The organism is Serratia sp. 2880STDY5682894, from assembly GCF_001537385.1.
GTDB lineage: Bacteria > Pseudomonadota > Gammaproteobacteria > Enterobacterales > Enterobacteriaceae > Serratia > Serratia nevei.
On record NZ_FCJA01000004.1, the window covers coordinates 429,330 to 455,194 of the forward strand.

Annotated in this window: 25 protein-coding genes; 17 read left to right on the forward strand and 8 right to left on the reverse strand. The window is 59.3% G+C overall.

Annotation, left to right across the window (positions count from 1 at the left end; genetic code table 11):
• Nucleotides 1-108: 108 nt before the first annotated feature.
• The gene (locus tag AWX27_RS12560; protein ID WP_015376678.1) at nt 109-1,449 is read right to left on the reverse strand and encodes an MFS transporter; all 1,341 of its coding nucleotides are present in this window, start codon (nt 1,447-1,449) and stop codon (nt 109-111) included.
• 327 nt (nt 1,450-1,776) lie between these two features.
• Here AWX27_RS12560 and queE point away from each other — a divergent pair, with 327 nt between their 5' ends.
• Nucleotides 1,777-2,448, forward strand: a complete 672-nt coding sequence (gene queE / locus AWX27_RS12565) for a 7-carboxy-7-deazaguanine synthase QueE (protein WP_047728915.1) — start codon at nt 1,777-1,779, stop codon at nt 2,446-2,448.
• Between the two features lie 30 nt (nt 2,449-2,478).
• Here the strand turns inward: queE and queD are convergent, their stop codons facing one another.
• Complete coding sequence (gene queD / locus AWX27_RS12570; RefSeq protein WP_004932638.1) at nt 2,479-2,838, reverse strand: 6-carboxytetrahydropterin synthase QueD; 360 nt, start codon at nt 2,836-2,838, stop codon at nt 2,479-2,481.
• A 436-nt stretch (nt 2,839-3,274) separates the two neighbouring features.
• On the opposite strand from queD, the gene cysJ reads away from it, so the two are divergent.
• From cysJ to cysH, 3 genes are all read left to right on the forward strand, one after another.
• Complete coding sequence (gene cysJ / locus AWX27_RS12575) at nt 3,275-5,077, forward strand: NADPH-dependent assimilatory sulfite reductase flavoprotein subunit (protein ID WP_060422522.1); 1,803 nt, start codon at nt 3,275-3,277, stop codon at nt 5,075-5,077.
• Complete coding sequence (gene cysI / locus AWX27_RS12580) at nt 5,077-6,792, forward strand: assimilatory sulfite reductase (NADPH) hemoprotein subunit (RefSeq protein WP_038871907.1); 1,716 nt, start codon at nt 5,077-5,079, stop codon at nt 6,790-6,792. Before cysJ ends, cysI begins: the two co-directional genes overlap by 1 nt.
• A gap of 61 nt (nt 6,793-6,853) precedes the next feature.
• A complete protein-coding gene (cysH, locus tag AWX27_RS12585; RefSeq protein ID WP_060422525.1) occupies nt 6,854-7,588 on the forward strand; it encodes a phosphoadenosine phosphosulfate reductase in 735 nt (244 codons plus the stop codon).
• A gap of 55 nt (nt 7,589-7,643) precedes the next feature.
• Here cysH and AWX27_RS12590 read toward each other — a convergent pair whose 3' ends face one another.
• Nucleotides 7,644-8,714 (reverse strand): aminopeptidase, encoded by a 1,071-nt coding sequence (locus tag AWX27_RS12590; protein WP_060422571.1) that lies wholly within the window; start codon nt 8,712-8,714, stop codon nt 7,644-7,646.
• Between the two features lie 261 nt (nt 8,715-8,975).
• On the opposite strand from AWX27_RS12590, the gene cysG reads away from it, so the two are divergent.
• From cysG to AWX27_RS12615, 5 genes are all read left to right on the forward strand, one after another.
• Nucleotides 8,976-10,406 (forward strand): siroheme synthase CysG, encoded by a 1,431-nt coding sequence (gene cysG, locus AWX27_RS12595; RefSeq protein ID WP_060422526.1) that lies wholly within the window; start codon nt 8,976-8,978, stop codon nt 10,404-10,406.
• A 22-nt stretch (nt 10,407-10,428) separates the two neighbouring features.
• On the forward strand, nt 10,429-11,337 hold the full coding sequence (cysD, locus tag AWX27_RS12600; protein ID WP_004932620.1) for a sulfate adenylyltransferase subunit CysD: 909 nt from the start codon (nt 10,429-10,431) through the stop codon (nt 11,335-11,337).
• An 11-nt stretch (nt 11,338-11,348) separates the two neighbouring features.
• Nucleotides 11,349-12,776: a sulfate adenylyltransferase subunit CysN gene (gene cysN, locus AWX27_RS12605; protein WP_055316082.1), complete on the forward strand. Its 1,428-nt coding sequence runs from the start codon at nt 11,349-11,351 to the stop codon at nt 12,774-12,776.
• Entirely contained in the window at nt 12,715-13,404 is a 690-nt protein-coding gene (cysC, locus tag AWX27_RS12610) for an adenylyl-sulfate kinase (protein ID WP_080432955.1), read from the forward strand. The genes cysN and cysC overlap by 62 nt, the downstream gene beginning before the upstream one ends.
• Before the next feature lie 84 nt (nt 13,405-13,488).
• A complete protein-coding gene (locus AWX27_RS12615; RefSeq protein ID WP_004932611.1) occupies nt 13,489-13,815 on the forward strand; it encodes a DUF3561 family protein in 327 nt (108 codons plus the stop codon).
• A 52-nt stretch (nt 13,816-13,867) separates the two neighbouring features.
• On the opposite strand, the gene AWX27_RS12620 is transcribed toward AWX27_RS12615, so the two are convergent.
• The 3 genes from AWX27_RS12620 to AWX27_RS12630 form a co-directional block, all read right to left on the reverse strand.
• Complete coding sequence (locus tag AWX27_RS12620) at nt 13,868-14,590, reverse strand: amino acid ABC transporter ATP-binding protein (RefSeq protein ID WP_038871895.1); 723 nt, start codon at nt 14,588-14,590, stop codon at nt 13,868-13,870.
• Complete coding sequence (locus tag AWX27_RS12625; RefSeq protein WP_042706788.1) at nt 14,574-15,293, reverse strand: amino acid ABC transporter permease; 720 nt, start codon at nt 15,291-15,293, stop codon at nt 14,574-14,576. The genes AWX27_RS12620 and AWX27_RS12625 overlap by 17 nt, the downstream gene beginning before the upstream one ends.
• A 114-nt stretch (nt 15,294-15,407) precedes the next feature.
• The gene (locus AWX27_RS12630) at nt 15,408-16,178 is read right to left on the reverse strand and encodes a basic amino acid ABC transporter substrate-binding protein (protein ID WP_039568898.1); all 771 of its coding nucleotides are present in this window, start codon (nt 16,176-16,178) and stop codon (nt 15,408-15,410) included.
• A gap of 403 nt (nt 16,179-16,581) precedes the next feature.
• Between AWX27_RS12630 and ftsB the strand changes: the two genes are divergently transcribed.
• From ftsB to truD, 4 genes are read left to right on the forward strand one after another with little or no spacing between them, the layout of a single operon-like run.
• Nucleotides 16,582-16,902 (forward strand): cell division protein FtsB, encoded by a 321-nt coding sequence (gene ftsB / locus AWX27_RS12635; RefSeq protein ID WP_016929043.1) that lies wholly within the window; start codon nt 16,582-16,584, stop codon nt 16,900-16,902.
• A gap of 3 nt (nt 16,903-16,905) precedes the next feature.
• Entirely contained in the window at nt 16,906-17,613 is a 708-nt protein-coding gene (ispD, locus tag AWX27_RS12640; protein ID WP_060422529.1) for a 2-C-methyl-D-erythritol 4-phosphate cytidylyltransferase, read from the forward strand.
• A gap of 10 nt (nt 17,614-17,623) precedes the next feature.
• The gene (gene ispF, locus AWX27_RS12645) at nt 17,624-18,097 is read left to right on the forward strand and encodes a 2-C-methyl-D-erythritol 2,4-cyclodiphosphate synthase (RefSeq protein WP_004932594.1); all 474 of its coding nucleotides are present in this window, start codon (nt 17,624-17,626) and stop codon (nt 18,095-18,097) included.
• Between the two features lie 4 nt (nt 18,098-18,101).
• A complete protein-coding gene (truD, locus tag AWX27_RS12650; protein WP_060422533.1) occupies nt 18,102-19,148 on the forward strand; it encodes a tRNA pseudouridine(13) synthase TruD in 1,047 nt (348 codons plus the stop codon).
• 70 nt (nt 19,149-19,218) lie between these two features.
• Here the strand turns inward: truD and AWX27_RS12655 are convergent, their stop codons facing one another.
• Entirely contained in the window at nt 19,219-20,952 is a 1,734-nt protein-coding gene (locus AWX27_RS12655) for a hypothetical protein (RefSeq protein WP_148045838.1), read from the reverse strand.
• 418 nt (nt 20,953-21,370) lie between these two features.
• On the opposite strand from AWX27_RS12655, the gene surE reads away from it, so the two are divergent.
• The 4 genes from surE (at nt 21,371) to rpoS (ending at nt 25,129) form a co-directional block, all read left to right on the forward strand.
• Nucleotides 21,371-22,132 carry a 5'/3'-nucleotidase SurE gene (gene surE / locus AWX27_RS12660; protein WP_060422540.1) on the forward strand — a complete coding sequence of 254 codons (762 nt, stop codon included), beginning with the start codon at nt 21,371-21,373 and terminating at the stop codon, nt 22,130-22,132.
• Entirely contained in the window at nt 22,126-22,752 is a 627-nt protein-coding gene (locus AWX27_RS12665; protein WP_047728898.1) for a protein-L-isoaspartate(D-aspartate) O-methyltransferase, read from the forward strand. Before surE ends, AWX27_RS12665 begins: the two co-directional genes overlap by 7 nt.
• Nucleotides 22,753-23,077: 325 nt before the next feature.
• On the forward strand, nt 23,078-24,076 hold the full coding sequence (gene nlpD / locus AWX27_RS12670; protein ID WP_038871876.1) for a murein hydrolase activator NlpD: 999 nt from the start codon (nt 23,078-23,080) through the stop codon (nt 24,074-24,076).
• Between the two features lie 54 nt (nt 24,077-24,130).
• A complete protein-coding gene (gene rpoS / locus AWX27_RS12675) occupies nt 24,131-25,129 on the forward strand; it encodes an RNA polymerase sigma factor RpoS (RefSeq protein WP_004932578.1) in 999 nt (332 codons plus the stop codon).
• A gap of 131 nt (nt 25,130-25,260) precedes the next feature.
• Here rpoS and tnpA read toward each other — a convergent pair whose 3' ends face one another.
• Nucleotides 25,261-25,719: an IS200/IS605 family transposase gene (tnpA, locus tag AWX27_RS12680; protein ID WP_060422544.1), complete on the reverse strand. Its 459-nt coding sequence runs from the start codon at nt 25,717-25,719 to the stop codon at nt 25,261-25,263.
• Nucleotides 25,720-25,865: the final 146 nt, after the last annotated feature.

The window sequence follows — 25,865 nt, forward strand, 5'->3', positions numbered from 1 at the left end:
TGGGCGGCTAGTCACAATATTTTTACAGACTGATTACAGTTGGCGGCGGAGGATAAACAAGCCCTATCACCGCGGGAAGAAAGCCCGCCGTGGGCGGGCTTGCCAGGCTCAGGCGGCCGGTTGCAGCATCGGCTTGCGGCTCATCTTGCACACCGTGGCGATGGCGGCGATCAGCGCCGGTACGCACAGGAACATCAGGATGCTCTGCACTTCCCATTGCATCGCCAGCAGTTGGGCGCCCATCATGGTGCCGGCGACGCCGCCGAAGCGGCCGATGCCCTGCATCCAGGCGATGCCGGTGGCGCGGCTGTGGGTGGGGTAGAAGGTGGCCGCCAGCGTTTGCAGCCCGGACTGCGCACCGTTCATGGTGACGCCCATCAGGAAGATGAAGGCGCCCAGCAATACGATCTGCTTGTCTTCGGTCGCCATCGCCACGATCAGCAGGGCGGTGACGACAAAGCCGCTCGAGACCACCTTGTGCGCATTCCAGCGATCCATCAGCCAGCCGGCTACCAAAATGCCGAGCGTGCCGCCGAAGGTGAACAGCGAGGTGAGCATCGCCGACTGTTCCAGCTGATAGCCCAGCCCCTGCATCAGGATTGGCATCCAGCTCAGCAACACGTAGTAGATCACCAGCCCCATGAAGTAGGTCACCCACAGCATCAGCGTGCCGAGCAGGTAAGGGCGGCTGAACAGCAGGCCGACGCTGGTCTTGGCCTGCGTCAGCTTCTCTTCGTATAGGTAAAAACGCGTTACACCATCAAGGCTCTGACTGACGAAGCGTTGCGCGATGCGCTTGATCTTCGCCGCATCCTGCCCGCGGTTGACCATATATTTGACCGATTCAGGCAGCAGCAGGATCAGCAAGACCGTCAACGCCAGCGGCGCAATGGCGCCGAGCAACAGCACGCTGTGCCAGCCGTAGCTCGGGATCAGCCACGATGAAATGGCACCGCCGCCGGCCGCGCCTAGCGGAAAGCCGCAGTACATGGTATTGATCGCCAGCGAACGGCAGCGCTGCGGCGCGTATTCGGAGATCAGCGTGATGGCGTTGGGCATCGCCGCTCCCAGCCCGAGGCCGGTGAGGAAACGCCACAGCGTCAGGCTATTGAGCGAGCCGGCGTAGGCGGTGGCCAGGCTCGACAGGCCGAAGAACAGGCAGGAAAACACCAGCACGCGCTTGCGGCCGATGCGGTCGGAGATTGGCCCGGCGATCAGCGCGCCGAGCGACAGCCCCAGCAGCGCGGCGCTCAGCACCGGCCCCAGATCCTGTTTGACGATGCCCCAGTCTTTGGCGACCGAGGGGGCGATATAGCCCATGGCGGCGGTATCGAAACCGTCGATGGCGAGGATCAGGAATCCGAGAATGATCAGGGTCCAGTGAAACAGCGAAAACTTGCTGTCGTCGATGGCCTGCTGAATGTTCAACTCGCTGGTGGAATGAGTCATGGCACCCTCTAAACGCAGATGTAGTCGTGATGGATGGAACGTTGCCGAAACTGGCGCTCGGCTTGTGTTTGCTTGTATATACATCTGCGCGTCGGCGCTTTATGTCAAATATAATTATCTTATTTGTTAACTGCGTGTTGTTTTCTGTGGAGCAGGTTGCACCGCGGATGAAAGGCCAAAGCACGACTCACAAATTAAATGAGCGCCATTGGCGGTGGGATATGCTGGCGGCGGCGCGGAGAATAAAATTTAATACAATGTTGGCCGTTTGGTCGGCGGGCCGGAATCTGCGATAATCGCTTTTTACTTTTCCAGATTGAGAAACCGATGCAGTACCCGATCAATGAGATGTTCCAAACCTTGCAGGGCGAAGGCTTTTTCACCGGCGTGCCGGCCATTTTTATCCGCCTGCAGGGCTGCCCGGTAGGGTGCAGTTGGTGCGATACCAAACATACCTGGGAAAAGGAAGCCAATCGGGAAGTCGACCTGCAACGGATCCTGGTCAAAACAGAGGAAAGCGACGCCTGGGGCAATGCCGGCGCCGAGCAGCTGCTGGCGGTGATGCGCCAACAAGGTTACACCGCGCGCCATGTGGTGATCACCGGCGGCGAACCCTGCATCTACGATCTGACGCCGCTGACCGAGCTGTTCGAACAGCATGGCTACGGCTGCCAGATTGAGACCAGCGGCACCCACGACATTCGCTGTTCCGCCAAAACCTGGGTGACGGTTTCGCCGAAGGTGAATATGCGCGGCGGCATGAAGGTGTTGGATCAGGCGCTGCGGCGCGCCGACGAGGTGAAGCATCCGGTGGCGCGCGAGCGCGACATCGAGGCGCTGGACGCGCTGCTGGCGACGCTGCAGGACGACAAGGCACGGATTATTGCGCTGCAGCCGATCAGCCAGAAAGAAGAGGCGACCCGCCTGTGCATTGAAACCTGCATCGCGCGCAACTGGCGGCTGTCGATGCAGACCCACAAGTATCTGAACATCGCCTAAAATCAGGGCGCCTTTGCGGCGCCCTTTCTTTTAACCTTTATATACGCATCCCGCAGTACAGGTCTCTTTCACCATCACCGCAGTCAGTTCCGGCAACTGGGGCTTGAGCTGCTGCCAAATCCAGGCGGCGAGCACTTCGCTGGTGGGATTTTCCAATCCTGGAATATCGTTCAGATAATGGTGATCCAACCGCTCCCAGATCGGGGAAAACACAGCCTTGAGCTCGGCGAAATCCATCACCCAACCGGTGTGGGGGTCCACTTCACCGGTCACTTCCAGACGCACCATAAACGAATGCCCATGCAGGCGGCCGCATTTATGGCCCTCCGGCACGTGCGGCAAACGGTGTGCGGCTTCAAACTGAAAATCTTTAAACAGCGTGGTTGCCATTATTACGGCCTCATTGACTCAAAAACCGCCGCATAGTACCGGAAAGCGCGTCTGCTTGCCATTTATACCGTTATGGTCTAGCGCCGCGATAGCCGCGCCCGGTTAACACTTTTTTTGTTTGGTGTTTGCGGCACCTATCGGCTGGGGTAATGAGCCGAAATGTTGAACGGTGAAAAAACGATGAAAAAAAGCGCTTTAATTTCATCTGGATAAAAAACTTTGTTTAACGGTTTAAGCGTTATCCCTTACCAGAAAAACAGCTTAGTCATTTTGGTTATGATTTATTGCTATCCCTTATTTAATCGTTGCTATTCTGCTCGGTAACCTTACAAACTCTCCTGATCTTTTCCGCACACCCGACGCAGCGAAGAGACAGCGACTGACACTGGCGCGCGCCTGGCAGGAAAGGCGCTAAGTATAGGAAATAAGTACAGCAATGACGACTCAGGCTCCTCCAACATCTTTGCTCCCGCTGACGCCCGAACAGCTGGCGCGCCTGCAGGCGACGATCGGCGACTATTCGCCGACGCAGCTGGCGTGGCTGTCCGGCTATTTTTGGGGCATGGTCAATCAACAGCCCGGAGCCGTGGCCATTGCGCCTGTCGCCCCTGCGGCTGCCGCCGGCATCACCATCATTTCCGCTTCGCAGACCGGCAATGCGCGCCGCCTGGCGGAGCAGCTGCGCGACGATCTGCTGGCCGCCAATCTGAGCGCCACGCTGATCAGCGCCGGCGACTACAAGTTCAAGCAGATAGCCCAAGAGCGCCTGCTGGTGATCGTCGCCTCGACGCAGGGGGAGGGTGAACCGGCGGAAGAAGCGGTGGCGCTGCATAAATTCCTGTTCTCGAAGAAGGCGCCGAAGCTGAATGATACCGCTTTTGCGGTGTTCGGGCTGGGCGATACCTCTTATGAGAATTTCTGCCAGTCTGGTAAGGATTTCGACGGCAAGCTGGCCGAGCTGGGCGCCGAGCGCCTGGTGGAGCGCGTGGACGCCGACGTGGAGTACCAGGAACTGGCCGCCGCCTGGCGTAAACAGGTGGTATCGGTGCTGAAGGCGCGCGCGCCGGCGGAAAGCGCCGCGCCGGGCGTGTTAGCCAGCGGCGCGGTCGATCTGATCGACAGCAGCCCGTACAGCAAGGAACAGCCGCTCACCGCCCAACTGGCGGTCAATCAGAAAATTACCGGCCGCGCGTCGGATAAAGACGTGCGCCATATCGAGATCGATCTGGGCGACTCCGGCCTGCGCTATCAGCCGGGCGATGCGCTCGGCGTATGGTTCGACAACGATCCGGCGCTGGTGGACGAACTGGTGCAGCTGTTGTGGCTGAAAGGCGACGAGCCGGTCGAGGTGGAAGGGCAAACCCTGCCGCTGGCGCAGGCGCTGCGCAGCCATTTCGAGCTGACGCAGAACACCACGCCGATCGTCGATAAATACGCCGCGCTGTCGCGCGATGAAACGCTGATCGGCCTGTTGGCGGATAAAGCCGCGCTGCAGCACTATGCGCACAACACGCCGATCGTCGACATGGTGCGTCAGGCGCCGGCGGACCTGAGCGCCGAACAGCTGGTCGGTCTGCTGCGCCCGCTGACGCCGCGCCTGTACTCCATCGCCTCTTCGCAGGCGGAGAACGAAAGCGAAGTGCACATCACCGTGGGCGTGGTGCGTTACGACATCGACGGGCGCGCCCGCAGCGGCGGCGCCTCCGGCTTCCTGGCGGATCGCCTGGAGGAGGACGGCGACGTGCGGGTGTTTATCGAACACAACGACAACTTCCGCCTGCCGGCCAATCCGGAAGCGCCGGTGATCATGATCGGCCCGGGCACCGGCATCGCGCCGTTCCGCGCCTTTATGCAGCAGCGCGACGCCGACGGCGCCGGCGGCAAGAACTGGCTGTTCTTCGGCAACCCGCACTTTACCGAAGATTTCCTGTATCAGGTCGAATGGCAGCGCTACGTGAAAGACGGCCTGCTGACCCGCATCGATCTGGCCTGGTCCCGCGACCAACAACATAAAATATACGTACAAGACAAACTGCGCGAACAGGGCGCGGAAGTGTGGCGCTGGATTCAGGAAGGCGCGCACATTTACGTCTGCGGCGATGCCAATCGCATGGCGAAAGACGTGGAAAACACATTACTGGAACTGGTGGCCGAGCACGGTGGCATGGATACCGAGCAGGCGGATGAATTTTTAAGTGAGCTGCGCCTTGAGCGCCGTTATCAGCGAGATGTTTACTGATGAGTGATAAACACCCCGGGCCTTTGGTAGTCGAAGGCAAACTGGCCGATGCGGAGCGCATGAAGAAGGAGAGCCACTTCCTGCGCGGCACCATCGCCGAAGATTTGAACGACGGCCTGACCGGCGGCTTCAACGGCGACAACTTCCTGCTGATCCGTTTTCACGGCATGTATCAGCAGGATGACCGCGATATTCGCGCCGAACGCGCTGAGCAGAAGCTGGAGCCGCGCCACGCCATGATGCTGCGCTGCCGCCTGCCGGGCGGCATCATCAGCCCGCAGCAGTGGCTGGGCATCGACAAGTTCGCGCAGGAGAGCACGCTGTACGGCAGCATTCGCATCACCAACCGCCAGACGTTCCAGTTTCACGGCATTCTGAAAGGCAACGTCAAACCGGTGCACCAGCTGCTGAACCGCCTGGGGCTGGACGCGCTGGCGACCGCCAACGACGTGAACCGCAACGTGCTGTGCACCTCCAACCCGGTGGAGTCCGAGCTGCATCAGGAAGCCTACGAGTGGGCGAAGAAGATCTCCGAACACCTGCTGCCGCGCACCCGCGCCTACGCCGAGGTGTGGCTGGATCAGGAGAAGGTGGCCACTACCGACGAAGAGCCGATTCTGGGGCCGACCTACCTGCCGCGTAAGTTCAAAACCACGGTGGTGATCCCGCCGCAGAACGACGTCGATCTGCACGCCAACGACATGAACTTCGTGGCGATCGCCGAAAACGGCAAGCTGGTAGGCTTCAACCTGCTGGTGGGCGGCGGGTTGTCCATCGAGCACGGCAACAAGAAAACCTACGCGCGCCAGGCCAGCGAGTTCGGCTACATTCCGCTCGAACATACGCTGGCGGTCGCGGAGGCCGTGGTGACCACGCAGCGCGACTGGGGCAACCGCACCGATCGCAAGAACGCCAAAACCAAATACACGCTGGAGCGTGTCGGGGTGGACGTTTTCCGCGCCGAAGTGGAAAAACGCGCCGGCATCACCTTCGCGCCGATCCGGCCGTATGAATTCACCGGCCGCGGCGATCGCATCGGTTGGGTGAAGGGCATCGACGATCAGTGGCACCTGACGCTGTTTATCGAGAACGGCCGCCTGCTGGACTATCCGGGGCGCCCGCTGAAGACCGGCATGGCGGAGATCGCCAAGATCCATAAAGGCGACTTCCGTCTGACGGCGAACCAAAACGTGATCATCGCCGGCGTGCCGGAAAGCGAGAAGGCAAAGATCGAAGCCCTGGCGCGCGATCATGGCCTGATCGACGACGAGATCAGCGAGCAACGCAAGAACTCGATGGCCTGCGTATCGTTCCCGACCTGCCCGTTGGCGATGGCGGAGGCCGAGCGCTTCCTGCCGCAGTTCGTTACCAAGGTGGAAGGGATCATGCATCGGCACGGGGTGGGCGACGAGCATATCGTGCTGCGCATCACCGGCTGCCCGAACGGCTGCGGCCGCGCGCTGCTGGCGGAGCTGGGGCTGGTGGGCAAGGCGGTCGGCCGCTATAACCTGCATTTGGGGGGCAACCGCGAAGGCACGCGCATTCCGCGCATGTACCGCGAGAACATCAACGAAGACGAGATCCTGAGCGAGATCGACCTGTTGGTGGGGCGCTGGGCGAAAGAGCGTAATGCCGGCGAAGGCTTCGGCGACTTCACCGTTCGCGCGGGCATCGTCAAACCGGTGCTGGACCCGGCGCGAGATTTCTGGGAGTGAGGCCGGGCGGCCCCTGGGCAGAGGGGCCGCACAGGTAATTTCAAGTAGCAGGAGAGACAACATGGCTGAATTCGATCTGGCGGCGCTGAACGCGTTGCCCAAATCCGGGCAGGCGCTGGCATTGGCGGTGGTCAACGGCCAACTGGAGACCCTCGGCGCCGAACAGCGCGTTGCATGGGCGCTGGAGCATCTGCCCGGCGAGTTCGTACTCTCGTCCAGTTTCGGCATTCAGGCGGCGGTGTGTCTGCACCTGGTGACGCGCATCCGGCCGGATATCCCGGTGATCCTGACCGACACCGGTTACCTGTTCCCGGAAACCTACCGCTTTATCGATCAACTGACCGACCAGCTGAAGCTGAATCTGCAGGTGTTCCGCGCCGAACAGTCTCCCGCCTGGCAAGAGGCGCGCTACGGCAAGCTGTGGGAACAGGGCGTGGAAGGGATTGAAAAGTACAACCAGATCAACAAGGTTGAGCCGATGAACCGCGCGCTGGAGACGCTGGGGGCACAGAGCTGGTTCGCCGGCCTGCGGCGCGAGCAGTCCGGCAGCCGCGCCAATCTGCCGGTGCTGGCGGTGCAGCGCGGGGTGTTCAAGATCTTGCCGATCATCGACTGGGACAACCGCAAGATTTACCAGTATCTTAACGAGCACGGGCTGAGCTATCACCCGCTGTGGGAGCAGGGCTACCTGTCGGTAGGCGATACCCACACCACCCAGAAGTGGGAGCCGGGCATGAGCGAGGAAGAGACGCGTTTCTTCGGACTGAAGCGCGAGTGCGGCCTGCACGAAGGCTAAACGAGGCGAATCACACGACAGGGCTCAGCAATGCTGGGCCCTGTTTTTTTGCGGGCTACTTTTTCTTCTGTGCTTTCGGCGGGTGCGCCTGCGCCAGCTCTTTGATCAGCGGCAGCAGGATCTGCACGCTGTCGCGGCTGCGTTTGTCGATCCGCCCCGGCAGGTAGCGATCCAGGTACTGCAGGTTGTCATACTGCGGGCGGTGCCAGGTGATGCCCTGCGGGAAGTGTGGGCTGACGGCGCGCTGCTGGTAGCCGTCCTTGTCGCCCAGCGACCAGTTGGTGGCCTCCACCGACAGCACCGGGATGCCTGCGGCGTCGAATACCTCTTGATCGGAGCAGCAGCCGGTGCCCTTCGGATGCTGTGCGCTACCCGGATTGCTGGCGGCGGCGATGCCGTAGCGATGGGCGATATCCAGCGCGCGATCGCGGGAGCGTTTCGCCATCTGCGGCGGCGTGTTGCGCCCGGCGTTGAAGTACAGACGATCGCCGGTGATCAGGCTGTCGAGGTTGATCACCAGCACGGTGTTGCTTTTCTCTTCCGCGCTCATGCGTTGCAGGTAGTTCTGTGCGCCCAGCGAGCCGAGCTCTTCGGCGCTGGTGGCGACGAAGCGCAGGCCGTAGGCGGTGGGGATGCTTTTCAGGCGCTCCGCCAGTTCCAGCATCACGCCGATGCCGGAGGCGTTGTCGTCGACGCCCTGCAGCGTCAGGCCGCCGAGGTTGTTATCCAGATCTTCGTCGCTCTGCGGCGTGTAGGTGTCGAAGTGGGCGACGATCACTATCTGTTTCGGGCTGTCGCCGTTGCGGGCGGCGATCACCGAGCTGGCGGTGACGTTGTTCCAGTTCTTCTTGCCGTCTTTGCTGGTGTAGAGGTAGCGCGTGTTGACGCTGCGAATGTCGCTTTGGTAACCCATCTTGGCGAACTGCTGCTTCAGGTAGTCGGCGGTGAGCAATTCGGCCGGGCTGCCCGCCATGCGGCCGGGGAAGTAAGTGGCGATGTGGCGGGTCTGTTCGGCGGCGAAACGGCCCATTGGCGCGTCTTTTGCGGGCTGTGCGGCACAAACGCTGAAGACGCCGCCGAGTGCGAGGGCCAGCAGGCTGGTCTTCAGGTAAAAACGGGAAAACATACCGAAAAATCCTTCTTTGCTATCGGCGCTGCCGATCATTTTTCTGCGGCACCCAGTATGAGACGCCGGGCGGCATTACACAATTTCCCCGTCTCTTAATTTTCGCGCGAATGCGCAAACCGCCGCCGCAGTTATCACCGTTTGCCTCTGGCGTTGCGGCCTATATTCCATAAAGGAACTAATCATTCCTTTTCGTCATTTCAGAGGCTAAATCTCAGCCCGTATAGTCACACTATCTTTCTGTTATATGAAAAGGCTGTTGTGGACTATCTACCAATATTCGCCGATCTGAAACAACGTCCGGTGCTGGTCGTTGGCGGCGGTGACGTGGCTGCGCGCAAAGTCGATCTGCTTCAGCGCGCCGGGGCTGAAATACGGATAGTTGCGCAGTCGCTCTCACCGGAACTGGAACAACAACGTCAGCGAGGGCAACTGCTCTGGCTGGGGAAAACCTTTGACCCGCCGCAGCTGGACGACGTGTTTCTGGCGATCGCCGCCACGGACGACAACGCGCTGAACGCCACGGTGTTCGCCGAAGCGGATAAACGCCGGGTGTTAGCCAACGTGGTGGACGACCAGCCGCGCTGCTCGTTTATCTTCCCATCGATCATCGATCGCTCGCCGCTGGTGGTGGCCGTATCGTCCAGCGGCCAGGCGCCGGTGCTGGCGCGGTTGCTGCGCGAAAAGCTGGAGGCGCTGCTGCCCGCCAGTTTGGGGCAGATGGCGCAGGTGGCGGGCCGCTGGCGCGGCCAGGTCAAACAGCGGCTGGCCTCGATCGGCGAGCGTCGCCGTTTCTGGGAGAAAACCTTCGGCGGCCGTTTCGCCACGCTGGTGGCCAACGGCCAGACGGCGCAGGCGGAGCGGCAGCTTGAGCAGGGTTTGCAAAGCTTCGCCGCAGGCGATGAAGGCGCACAGGGTGAGATAGCCTTGGTGGGCGCCGGGCCGGGCGACGTGGGGCTGTTGACCCTGCGCGGGCTGCAGGTGATGCAGCAGGCGGACGTGGTGCTGTATGACCACCTGGTCAGCGGTGAGATCCTCGATCTGGTGCGCCGCGACGCCGAGCGCATCTGCGTGGGCAAGCGCGCCGGCGCGCACTCGGTGATCCAGGAAGAGACCAACCGGCTGTTGGTGGCGCTGGCGCAGCAGGGCAAACGCGTGGTGCGCCTCAAGGGCGGCGACCCGTTCATCTTTGGCCGGGGCGGCGAAGAGCTGCAGGTAGCCGCCGCCGCCGGCATTCCGTTCCAAGTGGTGCCGGGCGTCACGGCCGCTGCGGGGGCGACCGCCTACGCCGGCATTCCGCTGACGCACCGCGACCACGCGCAGAGCGTGACCTTTATCACCGGCCACTGCCGCCCCGACGGCGATGGCCTGGACTGGGCCGATCTGGCCCGGGCGCGGCAGACGCTGGCTATCTACATGGGCACCATGAAGGCGGCGGACATCAGCCAACGCCTGATCGCCCACGGCCGCGCTGCCGATACGCCGGTGGCGGTGATCAGCCGCGGCACGCGCGCCGATCAGCAGGTGCAGATCGGCGCGCTGTATCAACTGGAACATCTGGCCCAACGGGCGCCGCTGCCGGCGCTGCTGGTGATTGGCGAAGTGGTGGAACTGCACCATCAAATCGCCTGGTTCGGGCATCAATCGCAGACGGAAGGGGCCGCGCGCCCGGCCGTCGTGAATTTGGCATAGGCAAGGCTTTTAAGGACCTGTTATGGACGAAAAACGACTCACTCATTTGCGGCAATTGGAGGCGGAGAGTATCCATATCATCCGTGAAGTCGCCGCTGAATTCGCCAACCCGGTGATGCTGTATTCCATCGGCAAAGACTCTTCCGTGATGCTGCATTTGGCGCGCAAGGCGTTCTTCCCCGGCACGCTGCCGTTCCCGCTGCTGCACGTCGATACCGGCTGGAAGTTCCGCGAAATGTACGAGTTCCGCGATCGCACCGCGAAAGAGTACGGCTTCGAGCTGCTGGTGCATAAAAATCCGGAAGGGGTGGCGATGGGCATCAACCCGTTCGTGCACGGCAGCGCCAAGCATACCGACATCATGAAGACCGAGGGCCTGAAGCAGGCGTTGAACAAGTACGGTTTCGACGCCGCCTTCGGCGGTGCGCGGCGCGACGAGGAGAAATCGCGCGCCAAAGAGCGCATCTATTCGTTCCGCGATCGCTTCCACCGCTGGGATCCGAAAAACCAGCGGCCGGAGCTGTGGCACAACTACAACGGCCAGATCAACAAAGGGGAGAGCATCCGCGTCTTCCCGCTGTCGAACTGGACCGAGCTGGACATCTGGCAGTACATCTTCCTGGAAAAGATCGACATCGTGCCGCTGTACCTGGCGAAACCGCGCCCGGTGGTGGAACGCGACGGCATGCTGATGATGGTGGACGACGATCGCATCGATCTGCAGCCGGGCGAAGTGATCAGCCAGCGCATGGTGCGTTTCCGCACCCTGGGGTGTTGGCCGCTGACCGGCGCAGTGGATTCGCAGGCGCAAACCCTGCCGGAGATCATCGAAGAGATGCTGGTCTCCACCACCAGTGAACGCCAGGGGCGGATGATCGACCGCGATCAGTCCGGCTCGATGGAGCTGAAAAAGCGTCAAGGGTATTTCTAAGGAGCCGCCGGATGAACAACGCAATTGCACAACAAATCGCTGACCAGGGCGGCGTCGAATCCTACCTGCACGCGCAGCAACACAAGAGCCTGCTGCGCTTTCTGACCTGCGGCAGCGTCGACGACGGCAAAAGCACCCTGATAGGTCGCCTGCTGCACGATACCCGCCAGATCTACGAGGATCAGCTGTCGACGCTGCACAGCGACAGCAAACGCATCGGCACCCAGGGCGAGAAGCTCGATCTGGCGCTGTTGGTGGACGGCCTGCAGGCCGAGCGCGAGCAGGGCATCACCATCGACGTGGCCTATCGCTATTTCTCGACCGAAAAACGCAAATTTATCATCGCCGATACCCCAGGGCATGAGCAGTACACCCGCAACATGGCCACCGGCGCCTCCACCTGCGATCTGGCGATCCTGTTGATCGACGCGCGCAAAGGGGTACTGGACCAGACTCGTCGCCACAGTTTTATCGCAACCCTGCTGGGCATTCGCCATCTGGTGGTGGCGGTGAACAAAATGGATCTGGTGGACTACCAGGAAACGGTGTTCGAGCAGTTCAAACAGGATTACCTGACCTTTGCCCAGCAGCTGCCAGGCGATCTGGACATCAAATTCGTGCCGCTGTCGGCGCTGGACGGCGACAACGTGGCGAGCGAAAGCGCCCATATGCCGTGGTACAGCGGCCCGACGCTGCTGGAAGTGCTGGAGAGCGTTGACGTGGTCAGCGAGCGAGAAAACCAGCCGCTGCGCTTCCCGGTGCAGTACGTCAACCGCCCAAACCTCGATTTTCGCGGCTATGCCGGCACGCTGTCCGCCGGCGTGGTGCGGGTGGGGCAACGGGTCAAAGTGCTGCCTTCCGGCGTGGAGTCCAGCGTGGCGCGCATCGTGACCTTCGACGGCGATCTGCAAGAGGCGGTGCCGGGCGAGGCGATTACGCTGGTGCTGAAGGATGAGGTGGACATCAGCCGCGGCGATCTGCTGGTCGACGCCGGCGAAAGCCTGCAGGCGGCGCAGAGCGCGCTGGTGGACGTGGTATGGATGGCCGAGCAGCCGCTGGTGCCGGGACAGAGCTACGACATCAAGATCGCCGGTAAAAAGACCCGCGCCCGCGTGGAGAGTATCCGCCATCAGGTGGAGATCAATACGCTGGCGCAGCACCCGGCAGACACGTTGCCGCTTAACGGCATCGGTCTGGTGGAGCTGACCTTCGACGAGCCGCTGGTGCTGGACAGCTATCAGAGCAATCACGACACCGGCGGGCTGATCTTCATCGATCGCATGAGCAACGTCACGGTAGGCGCCGGTCTGGTGCGCGAAACGCTGCAGGCCACCCCGGCGGCGCACGGCGAGTTCAGCGCCTTCGAGCTGGAGCTGAATGCGCTGGTGCGTAAGCACTTCCCGCACTGGGGCGCACGTGATCTGCTCGGTGGTCGATAAGGTGGCCGCTGAACTGAGGGCGACCGGGCCGGACGATGAGAACGTGGTTTGGCATCCGCACGCCGTGACGCGCGCGGATCGCGAAGCGCGCAACGGCCATCGCGGCGTGGTGCTGTGGTTTACCGGGCTGTCCGGCTCGGGCAAATCCACCGTCGCCGGCGCGCTGGAGCAGGCGCTGCACGGGCTCGGCGTCAGCACCTATCTGCTGGACGGCGATAACGTGCGCCACGGCCTGTGCCGCGATCTCGGCTTCTCTGACGAGGATCGGCGCGAGAACATCCGCCGGGTGGGGGAAGTGGCCAAACTGATGGTGGATGCCGGGCTGGTGGTGCTGACCGCGTTCATTTCGCCGCACCGCGCCGAGCGGCAGATGGTGCGCGAAATGCTCGGCGCCGATCGCTTTATCGAAGTGTTCGTCGACACGCCGTTGGCGATCTGCGAGGCGCGCGATCCGAAGGGATTGTATAGAAAAGCGCGCGCCGGCGAACTGCGCAATTTCACCGGTATCGACGCGGTTTACGAGGCGCCGCAGCAGCCGGAAATCCACCTTGATGGCCAACAATTGGTAACAAATTTGATTGCGCAATTGTTAGACGTGTTGCGTGGTCAGGCTATTATCAAACCCTGAATTCAAAAAAAGCGTGTGGCGTTTTTCGCCATGCGCTTTTTACTCTAAGCCGCCGCAGAGCGAGCCGAATAACCAGGGATCACTATGCAAAATGTCACGCCTATCTTGATCGACTCCAAGCAGTCAAAACAGGAGAGAGAGGAGCCTTCTTATTCTTTCCTGGGCGGCGTCAGCGGCTTTGTTTTCTACTGGCTGGCGTTCGCGTTGCCGTTCCTGGTTTACGGTTCCAACACGCTGTTTTTCCTGCTCTATACCTGGCCGTTCTTCCTGGCGCTGATGCCGCTGTCGGTGCTGATCGGCATCACCCTCAGCATGCTGTTGCGCGGCCGTCTGATCCTGACGCTGCTGCTGACCGGCGCCATCGTGCTGTGCCTGTTCTGGCTGGTGTTTAGCTTCTTGACCGGGTGGTGAGAGAGCGGGCGCCGATGCCGGCGCCCGAAGGATTGCAAAGCGGTGCCGAAGGTTACAAAACTTTGCTCAGAAACGCCTGTGTGCGCGGATTAGCCGGATGGCTGAAGATCTGCTGCGGCGCGCCTTCCTCCTGAATGATCCCCTGATCGATAAACAGCACTCGATCGGCCACCTCGCGGGCAAAGCCCATCTCATGCGTGACCACCACCATGGTCATGCCCTCGTGTGCCAGCGATTTCATCACCGCCAACACTTCGCCCACCAGCTCCGGATCGAGCGCGGAGGTGGGTTCGTCAAACAGCATGATCTTCGGCTCCATCGCCAGCGCGCGGGCGATCGCTACCCGCTGCTGCTGGCCGCCGGAGAGGCTGTTGGGGTAGGCGTCTATCTTGTCGAGCAGCCCGACCTTGTGCAGCAGCTGCTCGGCTTGCGCGATGGCTTCGGCGCGCGGCCGTTTCTTCACGCTCACCGGTGCCATGATGATGTTTTCCAACACCGTCATGTGCGGGAACAGGTTGAAGCGCTGGAACACCATACCCACGCTTTCACGCATCTTGTTCAGGTCGGTTTTTTGATCGTGGACGGCGAAGCCGTTGACCTCGATCTCGCCGCCGGAGAGCGTTTCCAGCGCGTTGATGCAGCGCAGGAAGGTGCTCTTCCCGGAGCCGGAAGGGCCGATGACGCACACCACTTCGTTGGCGGCGATCCGGCAGGAAATGCCGCGCAGCACGTGGCTCTCGCCGAACTGTTTTTGCAGGTTATGTACGCGAATCACTTTTACCGAACCTCTTTTCCATGTGTTGCACCAGCAGCGAGAGCAGGAAGGTGATGACCCAATAGACCAGCGAAATGGTCAGGTAGGGCTCCCAATAGGTGGCGTAGGCGCCGGAGACGGTGCGGGCGGCATAGGCCAGATCCGCCAGGCCGATGGCGGAGGCCAGCGACGAATCCTTGACGATGGCGATGGCGTTGTTGCCCAGCGGCGGCAGCATGCGGCGGAAGGCCTGCGGCAGGATCACCTGGCGCATGGTCTTGCCGTAGCTCATGCCCAGCGAGCGCGAGGCCTCCATCTGGCCGCGGTCAATCGACTGGATCCCGGCGCGGAAGATCTCCGACACATAGGCGCCGGCGTTGAGCGTGATCGCCACTACGCAGGAGAGAAAGGCACCGTAGTCGGCGCGCAGCGCGCGGGCAAAATCGACGCTCATCAGGCCGCTGGTGACCAGCAGGCCGTCGCGCGGGTTGATGAACAGCGGCACCAGCGCGAAGTGTACCACCATGATCTGCACGAACAGCGGCGTGCCGCGAAAGGCGCTGATGTAAATGCGCACCGGCCACTGAACGCCGTAATGCAGGATGGGTTTCCAGATGCCGTGCGGCGCCTGCGCCAAACGGCCCAGACCGAGGATCAATCCCCAGGTGGTGCCCAGCAGCACGCAGATGATGGTGCATTTGATGGTCATCCAGGCACCTTCCATAAACAGCGGCGCGTATTCCTGGATGATCTCCCAGCGGAAGTTCAAAAGGTATTCCTTCTTGGTAGGCTGAAACGGTGGTGCGCCGACGGCCTGGTGGGCGCCGGCGACAGGGCATTATTCCGCCGGCAGCGTCGGTACGTTGCTGTCGAACCAGGTTTGGTAAATCTTGGCGTAGGTGCCGTCGGCGACGATTTTCTTCAGGCCGGCGTTGATCTTGTTGCGCAGTTCGTCGTTGCCTTTGGCGACGGCGATGCCGAAATACTGGCGCTCGAACTTGGCGTCGGGCACCAGCTTGAAGGCTTTCTCAGGGTGGGTTTTGATATAGAACTTGGCCACGCCGACGTCGCCGACCGCCGCGCCGATGCCGTCTTCATACAGCTCCTGCAGCATCAGCGGGGTATTGTCGAAGCGCTTGATGGCGGTGCTGTTTTTGCCCAGCACGTCGGACACCACGATGTCGCCGGTGCTGGAGTTCACCACGCCGACCTTCAGCGCTTTCAGCGCGGCGATGGAGTCTACCGTCGAGTCCTGCGGCACCACGATAGCCTGCTCGGCCGGGAAGTAAGGCGCCGAGAAATCAACCATTTGTTTGCGCTTGTCGGTGATGGTGATGCCGGAAATGATGATGTCGCGATCGCCGGAATTCAACGTGGCGAAGATCCCTTCCCACGGCGTATTGATCAGTTTGATCTGGAAGCCTTCGGCCTTGGCCACCGCTTTGATGATGTCGATGTCGAAACCTTCCAGCTGTTTTTGGCTGTTTTCAAATTCGAACGGCCGATAGGTGCCGCCGGAACCGACGACGTAGGTAGGTTCAGCCGCCAACGCGGCGGTGGAGAAGGTGGCGGCCAGGCAGGCGCCGATCAGAACTAAACGTTTTAACATCGCGATCCCCGATAATGAAAGGTTATATATTGGAATTATTTATGCACTAGTAGTGCATAAAAATAAGCTTCAATGAATGAAAGTACAACCCCTGCATAAGGATTATTCTTTCTATGGTGGTAAATATTCACTTTTTGCATTGTGGCGGAGTAAGCGATGGGGCAGAAAGCGGCGGTGCAGTGGTTCTTGCTGCATAATGGGTGAAGGGCAGTGTGTGCCTCATTGGAAAACGCGTCGTGCGCATCGGGTGTAAGGGGCTTTTTTTGCCGCTTTCGCCGCGGAATTGGGCGATAAACTCGGGAACCCTTCATCCGTATTCTGAATTTGGCGTTGAAATGCCGCTCTCAGTGTGGAGTCCAACGAAAAGTTGTGGGATGATTGGTCGGTTTTTCAGGGGGCGGAGATGGGAAAACTTACGCTGCTATTGCTGGCATTGCTCGGTTGGTTACAGTATTCACTGTGGCTGGGCAAAAATGGTATTCACGATTACGTGCGAGTCAATGAAGACGTTGCGGTCCAACAGGGCAACAACGCCAAGTTGAAAGCGCGTAACGATCAGCTGTTTGCCGAAATCGATGATTTGAACGGCGGTCAGGAAGCGATCGAAGAGCGAGCGCGTAATGAGCTGGGCATGATCAAGCCCGGTGAGACTTTCTATCGTCTGGTTCCTGACCAATCCAGACGCAACGCGGCGTCTTCCTCGCAAAATAACGCACAAAAATAACGCATGAATCACTCCGCAGGCACCTTTCCCTCGGTGATTGCCGTCCTGCCCGCTGCCGGTATCGGCAGCCGCATGCAGGCGGAATGCCCGAAGCAATATTTAACCATCGGCCGGCACAGCATCGTCGAGCACGCCATCCATGCCCTGTTGCGTCATCCACGCATCGAGCGGGTGATCGTGGCGATCGGTCCGGAAGATCGCCAGTTCGAACAGTTGCCGATCGCCCAGGATCCGCGGGTGATCGTCACCGAGGGCGGCAGGCAGCGCGCCGATTCGGTGATGGCCGGGCTGAAGCTGGCGGGCGATGCGGACTGGGTACTGGTGCACGACGCTGCACGTCCCTGCCTGCACGCCGACGATCTCGAGCGCCTGCTGGCGATCACCGCACACAGCAAGGTCGGCGGCATTCTCGCCGCCCCGGTGCGCGACACCATGAAACGCGCCGAACCCGGCCGCGAAACCATCGCCCACACCGTCGAACGCCAGGATCTGTGGCACGCGCTGACGCCGCAGCTGTTTCCGCTGCCGCTGCTCAAGCAGTGCCTGCAGCGCGCGCTGGATGAAGGTGCGAACGTCACCGACGAAGCCTCGGCGCTGGAGCATTGCGGTTATCATCCGCAGCTGATCGCCGGCCGGGCGGACAACATTAAAGTAACGCGGCCGGAGGATTTGGCGCTGGCGGCGTTCTATTTGACTCAGTTGGACAATTAAGGAGCGCATCATGCGTATCGGTCACGGTTTTGACGTACATAAATTCGGCGGCGAAGGCCCGCTGGTGATCGGTGGCGTTCGCATCCCTTACGACAAAGGTTTGCTGGCCCACTCCGACGGCGACGTCGCGCTGCATGCCGCGACCGACGCCCTGCTGGGCGCGGCGGCGCTGGGCGATATCGGCAAGCTGTTCCCCGATACCGATCCGGCGTTCAAAGGCGCCGACAGCCGCGAACTGCTGCGCGAAGCCTGGAAACGCATCCGCGCCAAAGGGTACCGCCTCGGCAACCTCGATATCACCATCATCGCTCAGGCGCCGAAAATGGCGCCGCACATCCCGCAGATGCGCGTCTTCCTGGCGGAAGATCTGCAGTGCCATATGGATGACGTCAACGTGAAGGCCACCACCACCGAGCAGCTCGGTTTCACCGGGCGCGGCGAGGGCATCGCCTGCGAAGCGGTCGCCTTGCTGATCAAGGAATAACCGCATGAATATGGCGAATCTGACCTGGCTGCATGGCCGGCCGCAGAGCACCGGGGTGTTGAAAGCCAATCCGGAAGATTTCGTGGTGGTGGAAGACCTGGGCTTTGCGCCGGACGGTGAAGGCGAGCACGTACTGGTGAACATCCGTAAAAACGGCTGCAATACCCAGTTCGTGGCCGATTATCTGGCGCGCTTCGCCGGTATTCACGCCCGTTCCGTCAGCTATGCCGGCTTGAAGGATCGCCACGCGGTGACCGAGCAGTGGTTCTGCCTGCATATGCCGGGTAAGGACACGCCGGATTTCTCCCGGTTTACGCTGGAAGGCTGCGAGGTGCTCTCGTACGCCCGCCATCTGCGTAAAATGCGCATTGGCAACCTGAAGGGCAACCACTTTACGTTGGTGCTGCGCCAGATTTCCGACCGGCAGGACGTGGAACGCCGCCTGCAGGCCATCGCCGCGCAGGGCGTGCCGAATTACTTCGGCAGCCAGCGTTTCGGCCGCGGCGGCAACAACCTGGTGATGGCGCGCCGCTGGGCGAATGACGAAATTCGCGTCAAAGAGCGCAGCAAGCGTAGTTTCTACCTGTCCGCCAGCCGCAGCGCGCTGTTTAATCAGGTCGCGAGCAGGCGCCTGGCCGACGGCCTGCAGCGCACCGTGCTGGAAGGTGACGCCCTGCAGCTGAGCGGCCGCGGCAGCTGGTTTGTCGCCAAAGCTGATGAACTGGAGACGCTGCAACAGCGCTTGGATGCCGGCGAGCTGGTTGTCACCGCGACGTTGCCGGGCGACGGCGAGCCGGGTACTGCCGGCGATGCGTTGGCATTTGAACAACAATGCTTGGCGGAGCAGCCGGAATTGCTTACGCTTTTAAAGCGCGAGCGTGTCGAACCCGCTCGTCGGGCCCTGCTGCTGCAGCCGCAAAATATGCTGTGGAACTGGTGGGATGACGTTACCGTGGAACTGCGCTTCTGGCTGCCGGCAGGCAGCTTCGCCACCAGCGTAGTTCGCGAGATCATGCAGCAGGATGACAGTGATGCGGATATCAGCGAGTAACGGAGAATAGCCGTTCGGGTTTTGACGGAGCCCGAAAAGCCCCGGCCAATCAGGCTGGGGCTTTTGCGTTTTATGCCAGCGCTTCCAACTGCGGTGGCGTCACGCCGCTCAGCTCGATAGACGGCGAGTTGTAGTGCATGTCCGCCACCGTTTGTTGCAGATCGCGGTTACCTAACGAGAAGACGATATCCTGGCTGTCAAAGCCGTGGTTGCCATTACTGTCGATGATGATATACAGCGCATTGCCCAACTTTATGGCACCGACTTCTGCCAGCGCATGTTCGCTGGCGCCACCGGTGGCTGTACTGAGCGCTGCGCTGAACAGGGATTGCGCATCTGCAGCGCCACCCAATGTGGAGAACAAGGCATTCAAATTGCTCGTATTGCCGTAGTCGCCATAGGAAACCAGTGATTTGCCGCCGGCCGCTGAGAACGTCCATTGTTGTGTGGTGTCGCCTGCATTGATCCGGTCGTTGGCCGCATGATAGTCGGTGATCTTGACCTGGCTGGAAATGGAGCTGTGCGCGAAGTTGATCGTGTCGCCGTGGAAACCCGAACCGTGTCCGGTGATGGTTGTGTTGCCGATGACGCTGAAGCTGTCGTCTTGCGAAGCGCCTTCTACCTCCAATTGCTTGCCGGCCAGCGTGTTGATGATGGCGCTGAACTGCCCGCTATTTTGCAGGCTACCCAGCGTATTATAAAAGTCGCCGCCGCCGGTGCCGCCGATCTCGCTGTGAATGTCCACGCTGATAGGCGCGAGATTGCCGTTCGGGTTGCTCAGTTCGCCCACGGCGATGCGGGCCAGCGAATCGGTAAAGCCCGCTTTGACATTGAGCTTCAGCACATAATTATTCGCACCGCCCAGGGCGAATCCGTTGAGGCTGATATCCGTGATGTGATTGCTTCCACCGGATAACGTTAATTCAGAATGGGTAAAGTTTGCGGTGATATTTAATATTTCCTTTGCCGGGGTGTTCGTGTAATGGCTGGTGACGGCGAAGGTGCCACCGTTGATTTTCTGGTTGCTATAGGCGGGGGGCGTATCGGTATAAGGGTTAAACTCTTTACCAATATCAATATTTAAATCTGTCGTGACATTTTTTCCCTGAACTTTCGCCAGCTCGACATGTAACTTACTGGCGGCCGTTGCGTCATCAAATATACGAATGGTTGTGGGAATATATTGCCCGGCCGAGTAAGAGGCGTTAGCGTTAATTAAATGGACGTTGTCTGCAAATCCGCTAAGGGAAAAAGCGAGTGGCGCGCTGGGGAAGTAGGGAGATTGCGCGATGTTGCTGACATCAGCATAAGCGGTGTTGTTGATGATGGCGTTGCCGAAGATAATGCCGGCGTCAAAGGTGTGGGCGCCCTCGGTCGCTACGGTTTGTCCGTCAAGATGTATGCTGCCGGTGCCGACATAGCCTGCGAGATCGATGTAGCTGAATTGGTCGAAGTTGCCAATGTTACTGTTGATGATTGCGGATTTCGTGCCATTGGCGGCGGTCGCGATCAGGATATCTTTGGTGATGAAGTTGGCGGATAGAATCGTCGTGTTATTTGTGCCGAACTCAGCGCTGCCATTGGCGCGGAAATTGGCGCTGATAATGTTTGGTCCGCCGTTGGTCGAATTACCGGCCCAGCTCAGCATATTAAAACCGCTGCCTATCTTTATATGAGCTTTGGAAATGGTTAAGTCTGATGTTGGAGAGATAATTACATTGGTGTTGTTGATGTTGGTGAACGAAAGGTTTTCTGTTTCCGGTGTCAGTTCAACCGGATAATCCGTCATTGATAAGGTGGTCATAATGGCTTTTTCCTCAGTGAAGAATGGGCTTGAGTAATTAAATTTCAAGCCAATAAAATATAGATGGCAAACAGCAAACTAGCTAAGAAAGTTCTTTGGGTTTTGTTTTGTTTGGTTATTATTTAAATTTTATTTATTCTTTATGGACTGTATTGGGCGCGACAGGGTTCCCTCATGTTGTGCAGGTGTTGGCGAATGTAGACGCGTTTTATCGCCGCAGTGCTACAGACGCCGTTTCTGCAACGAGTTCGGATGCCGTCGGCATGAGTTCGACGCGCTAGTAACACAAGCAAGTTCGGTTATAATTCGGGGCAAAGTGAACCAGGGTGATCCAATGAATCCGCAACCGGACAATAACCGGATAACAAGAGTGCGGTTTTAAGTTTGCTTGTTATGACAACTAGGGGTTGAGTCTACAATGCGGATATTGTTGAGTAACGATGACGGCGTCAGCGCTCCGGGCATTCAGGTGCTGGCGGCGGCTCTGCGGGAATTCGCCGAGGTGCAGGTCGTGGCACCGGATCGTAACCGCAGCGGCTCTTCCAATGCGCTGACGCTGGAATCGCCGCTGCGCACGCAGACGCTGGCCAACGGCGATATTGCGGTGCTGCAGGGGACGCCGACCGACTGTGTCTACCTTGGCGTCAACGCGCTGATGCATCCGGCACCGGATATCGTGGTCTCCGGCATCAACGCCGGGCCGAATTTGGGCGACGACGTCATCTATTCCGGCACCGTCGCAGCGGCGATGGAGGGCCGGCATTTGGGGCTGCCCGCATTGGCGGTGTCGTTGAACGGCCACCAGCACTATGCGACTGCCGCTGCCATTACTTGCCGTATCCTGCGCGCGTTGCAGCGTGAGCCGTTGCGTACCGGAAAAATCCTGAATATCAACGTACCGGATCTGCCCCTGGCGGAGATTAGAGGCCTGCGCGTTACCCGCTGCGGCAGCCGCCATCCCGCCGACAAGGTGTTCTGCCAGCAGGATCCGCGCGGACAAAATCTCTACTGGATCGGGCCGCCTGGTGATAAATTTGATGTCGGGCCGGATACCGACTTTGCGGCGGTGGAACAAGGCTATGTGGCGATCACGCCGCTGCAGGTGGATTTGACCGCCTACGCGGCGCAGGAAGTCGTGAAAACATGGTTAACCAAGGCAGAGGTTAGCGGGGAATGGTGAACAAGCGTATGCAAACATTGCTGACGCAGCTGCGGCAGCAGGGGATCCGGGACGAAAAGCTGCTACGGGCGATCGAAGCGGTGCCGCGCGAGCGTTTTGTCGACGAAGCGCTGGATCATAAGGCCTACGAAAACACCGCGCTGCCGATCGGCTCCGGCCAGACCATTTCCCAGCCTTATATGGTGGCGCGGATGACCGAGCTGCTGAATTTGAAGCCCACTTCACGGGTGCTGGAGATCGGCACCGGTTCCGGTTATCAGACCGCTATCCTGGCACATCTGGTGCAACACGTTTGTTCCGTCGAGCGCATCAAGGGGCTGCAGTGGCAGGCCAAGCGCCGCCTGAAGCAGCTCGATCTTCATAATGTTTCCACCCGCCACGGCGACGGCTGGCAGGGCTGGGCATCGCGCGGTCCGTTCGATGCGATCATCGTCACCGCCGCGCCGCCGGAGATCCCGCAGGCGCTGGTGGAACAATTGGACGACGGCGGCATTTTGGTGCTGCCGGTGGGCGAGCAGGCCCAAACCCTCAAACGCATTCAACGCCATGGCAACGAGTTCGTTGTCGATGCGGTGGAAGCGGTGCGCTTTGTCCCGCTGGTGAAAGGCGAATTGGCCTAGCGATTGTCTGATTTTTCGACCGTCTGCAAAATCTGTTGCACTTTCATCACGTCCGGATAAGGTTTTCTCGTTCCAATCAGGCTAATTTTCACTAGAATTGGCCTTTCTACGTAGTTGTCTTATGGTGCGGCAACGCCAATGTGGTTAGCATTGGCGCGCGTTTTGATGCTCCGGCGGGAGATGACCTGGCGTTCAGGGATCGGCCGGCGGCGCCTTTACATCGCAGGGACTGGGAAGTGGCAAAAGCTCGGCTACGATGTAAAGGGTATTTTGGATATATCACTGATATTGCTGTCATGGGGGAAGCATGAGCACGGGAAGCCCAATGATTACGTTACGCCGGGTAGCGGTGTGTACGATGGTAAGTTTGTGGTTGGCGGGTTGTACGAACAATGCCTCGACGTCGGCCCCTATCAGCAGCGTGGGTGGCGGCGGTGCCGTTCCATCCGGCAATAATAATGGCGGGGCGCAGCAGGTCAGCCCCGAGGGCCGCATTGTCTATAACCGCAGTTATAACGCTATCCCTAAAGGGAGCTACAGCGGCGGTGAAACCTACACGGTCAAGCGCGGCGACACGCTGTTTTATATCGCCTGGATCACCGGCAACGATTTCCGCGACCTGGCGCAGCGCAACAATATTCCCGAGCCATACAGCCTGAATGTTGGCCAAACCATTCAGCTTGGTAATGGTTCTGCCAACGGCGGCGGCGGCATGCTGGCGACGACAGATGCAACCAAAGGCGGCGTTCCGAAGCCACCTTCCAGCTCCCAGATCCAGACGGCAACGGTTGATTCTCAATCAACTAACGCGTATTCTGAAAACTCGGGTAAACAGAATGTAGGTAAGATGTTACCTGCAGCAGGTGCCGCAGCGGTTGGGACCGCGACTGCGCCTGTTACCGCACCGGAAGCCGCTCCACCCGTGAGCAGCACCGTCAGCAACAGTTCTCCGGTCAGTACCTGGAGATGGCCGACTGACGGTAAGATTATTGATAACTTTTCCTCATCAGAAGGTGGGAATAAGGGCGTCGATATCGCCGGTTCCCGTGGGCAGCCTATCTTCGCTACCGCCGATGGCCGCGTAGTGTATGCCGGCAACGCTTTACGGGGTTACGGTAATCTAATCATCATCAAACACAATGATGATTACCTGAGCGCCTACGCTCATAACGACACAATGCTGGTCCGGGAACAACAAGAAGTGAAGGCGGGTCAAAAAATAGCCACCATGGGTAGCACCGGTACCAGTTCAGTACGTTTGCATTTTGAAATTCGTTACAAGGGGAAATCCGTAAACCCGCTGCGTTATCTTCCGCAGCGATAGATTGGGCAGAATACGCTGAGATTCTGCTCGCGGTATCACGGGTAGGAGCAGCATATGAGCCAAAATACGCTGAAAGTTAACGAGTTACATGATGATGCGGATTTCGACGAGAATGGAGCTGAGGCTGAGTCGTTTGATGAAAAAGCGCTGGTAGAAGAAGAGACCAGCGAGAACGATTTAGCGGAAGAAGAGCTGTTGTCTCAAGGCGTTACGCAACGCGTATTGGATGCGACGCAGCTCTATCTGGGTGAGATCGGTTATTCACCTCTGCTGACCGCAGAGGAAGAAGTCTATTTTGCGCGGCGTGCTCTGCGCGGTGACGTGCCGTCCCGCCGCCGCATGATTGAAAGCAACCTGCGGCTGGTGGTGAAAATCGCCCGCCGCTACAGCAACCGCGGTCTGGCGCTGCTGGATCTGATCGAAGAGGGTAACCTCGGTCTGATTCGCGCAGTGGAAAAATTCGACCCGGAACGCGGTTTCCGCTTCTCCACTTACGCAACCTGGTGGATCCGTCAGACGATTGAACGGGCGATCATGAACCAAACCCGTACCATTCGTTTGCCTATCCATATCGTCAAAGAACTGAATGTCTATCTGCGCACCGCGCGCGAGCTTTCCCACAAGCTGGATCATGAACCGAGCGCTGAAGAGATTGCCGAGCAACTCGACAAGCCGGTGGATGACGTCAGCCGCATGCTGCGTCTGAATGAGCGCATCACCTCGGTGGATACGCCGCTGGGCGGGGATTCGGAGAAAGCGCTGCTGGACATTCTGGCCGACGAGAAGGACAACGGGCCTGAAGACACCACGCAAGACGACGATATGAAGCAAAGCATCGTCAAATGGTTGTTCGAACTGAACGCCAAACAGCGTGAAGTGTTGGCGCGTCGTTTCGGCCTGCTGGGCTATGAAGCGGCGACGCTGGAAGACGTAGGCCGGGAGATTGGCCTGACGCGTGAGCGCGTTCGTCAGATTCAGGTTGAAGGCCTGCGCCGCCTGCGTGAGATTCTGCAGATGCAGGGCCTGAGCATTGAGGCGCTGTTCCGCGAATAACGCCGGTTGTTGAACCGCATCAAATAAATATCCTCCGGCATAGCCGGAGGTTTTTCATATGCGCCTGTAAGGCTCTCTTACCAGCCGCGCCCTAACAGGCGCATAGCAATCTGACATTTGCGTTTCGACCGTTACTTACGGCCCGTAAACGGGCTGCCTGGATACGGGATCGACAGTTGCTCTCCCAGCTTATCCTGTTCCAACTGATGCTTTATGTAATCCTTTATTTTTGTTGTATTTTTACCCACCGTATCTACGTAGTATCCTCGACACCAGAATTCCCGATTGCGATACTTGTACTTCAGCTCTCCAAATTGCTCGTAAAGCATCAGGCTGCTTTTGCCCTTCTGATATCCCATAAAGCTCGATACACTCACTTTCGGCGGGATCTCCACAAGCATGTGGATATGATCTGGACAGCATTCTGCTTCCAGGATCGCTACGCATTTCCATTCACATAGCTTTCTTAATATGCTGCCTATTGCCCTACGTTTTTCACTGTAGAACACCTGCCTCCGGTACTTTGGGGCAAATACTATGTGATATTTACAGTTCCATCGCGTGTGCGCTAAGCTCTTTTCGTCCCCCATCGGGACCTCCTTTCGATTCTTCGAATGAACCTTTGCAGTTGCCAGACCGCAAGGTTTTCTAACAAATCAAAAGGGGCTTTAAAAGCATACTCAAAGCTGTAAGCTTTACGGAACCCCCAGCCTAGCTGGGGGTTTTCGGTGCACAA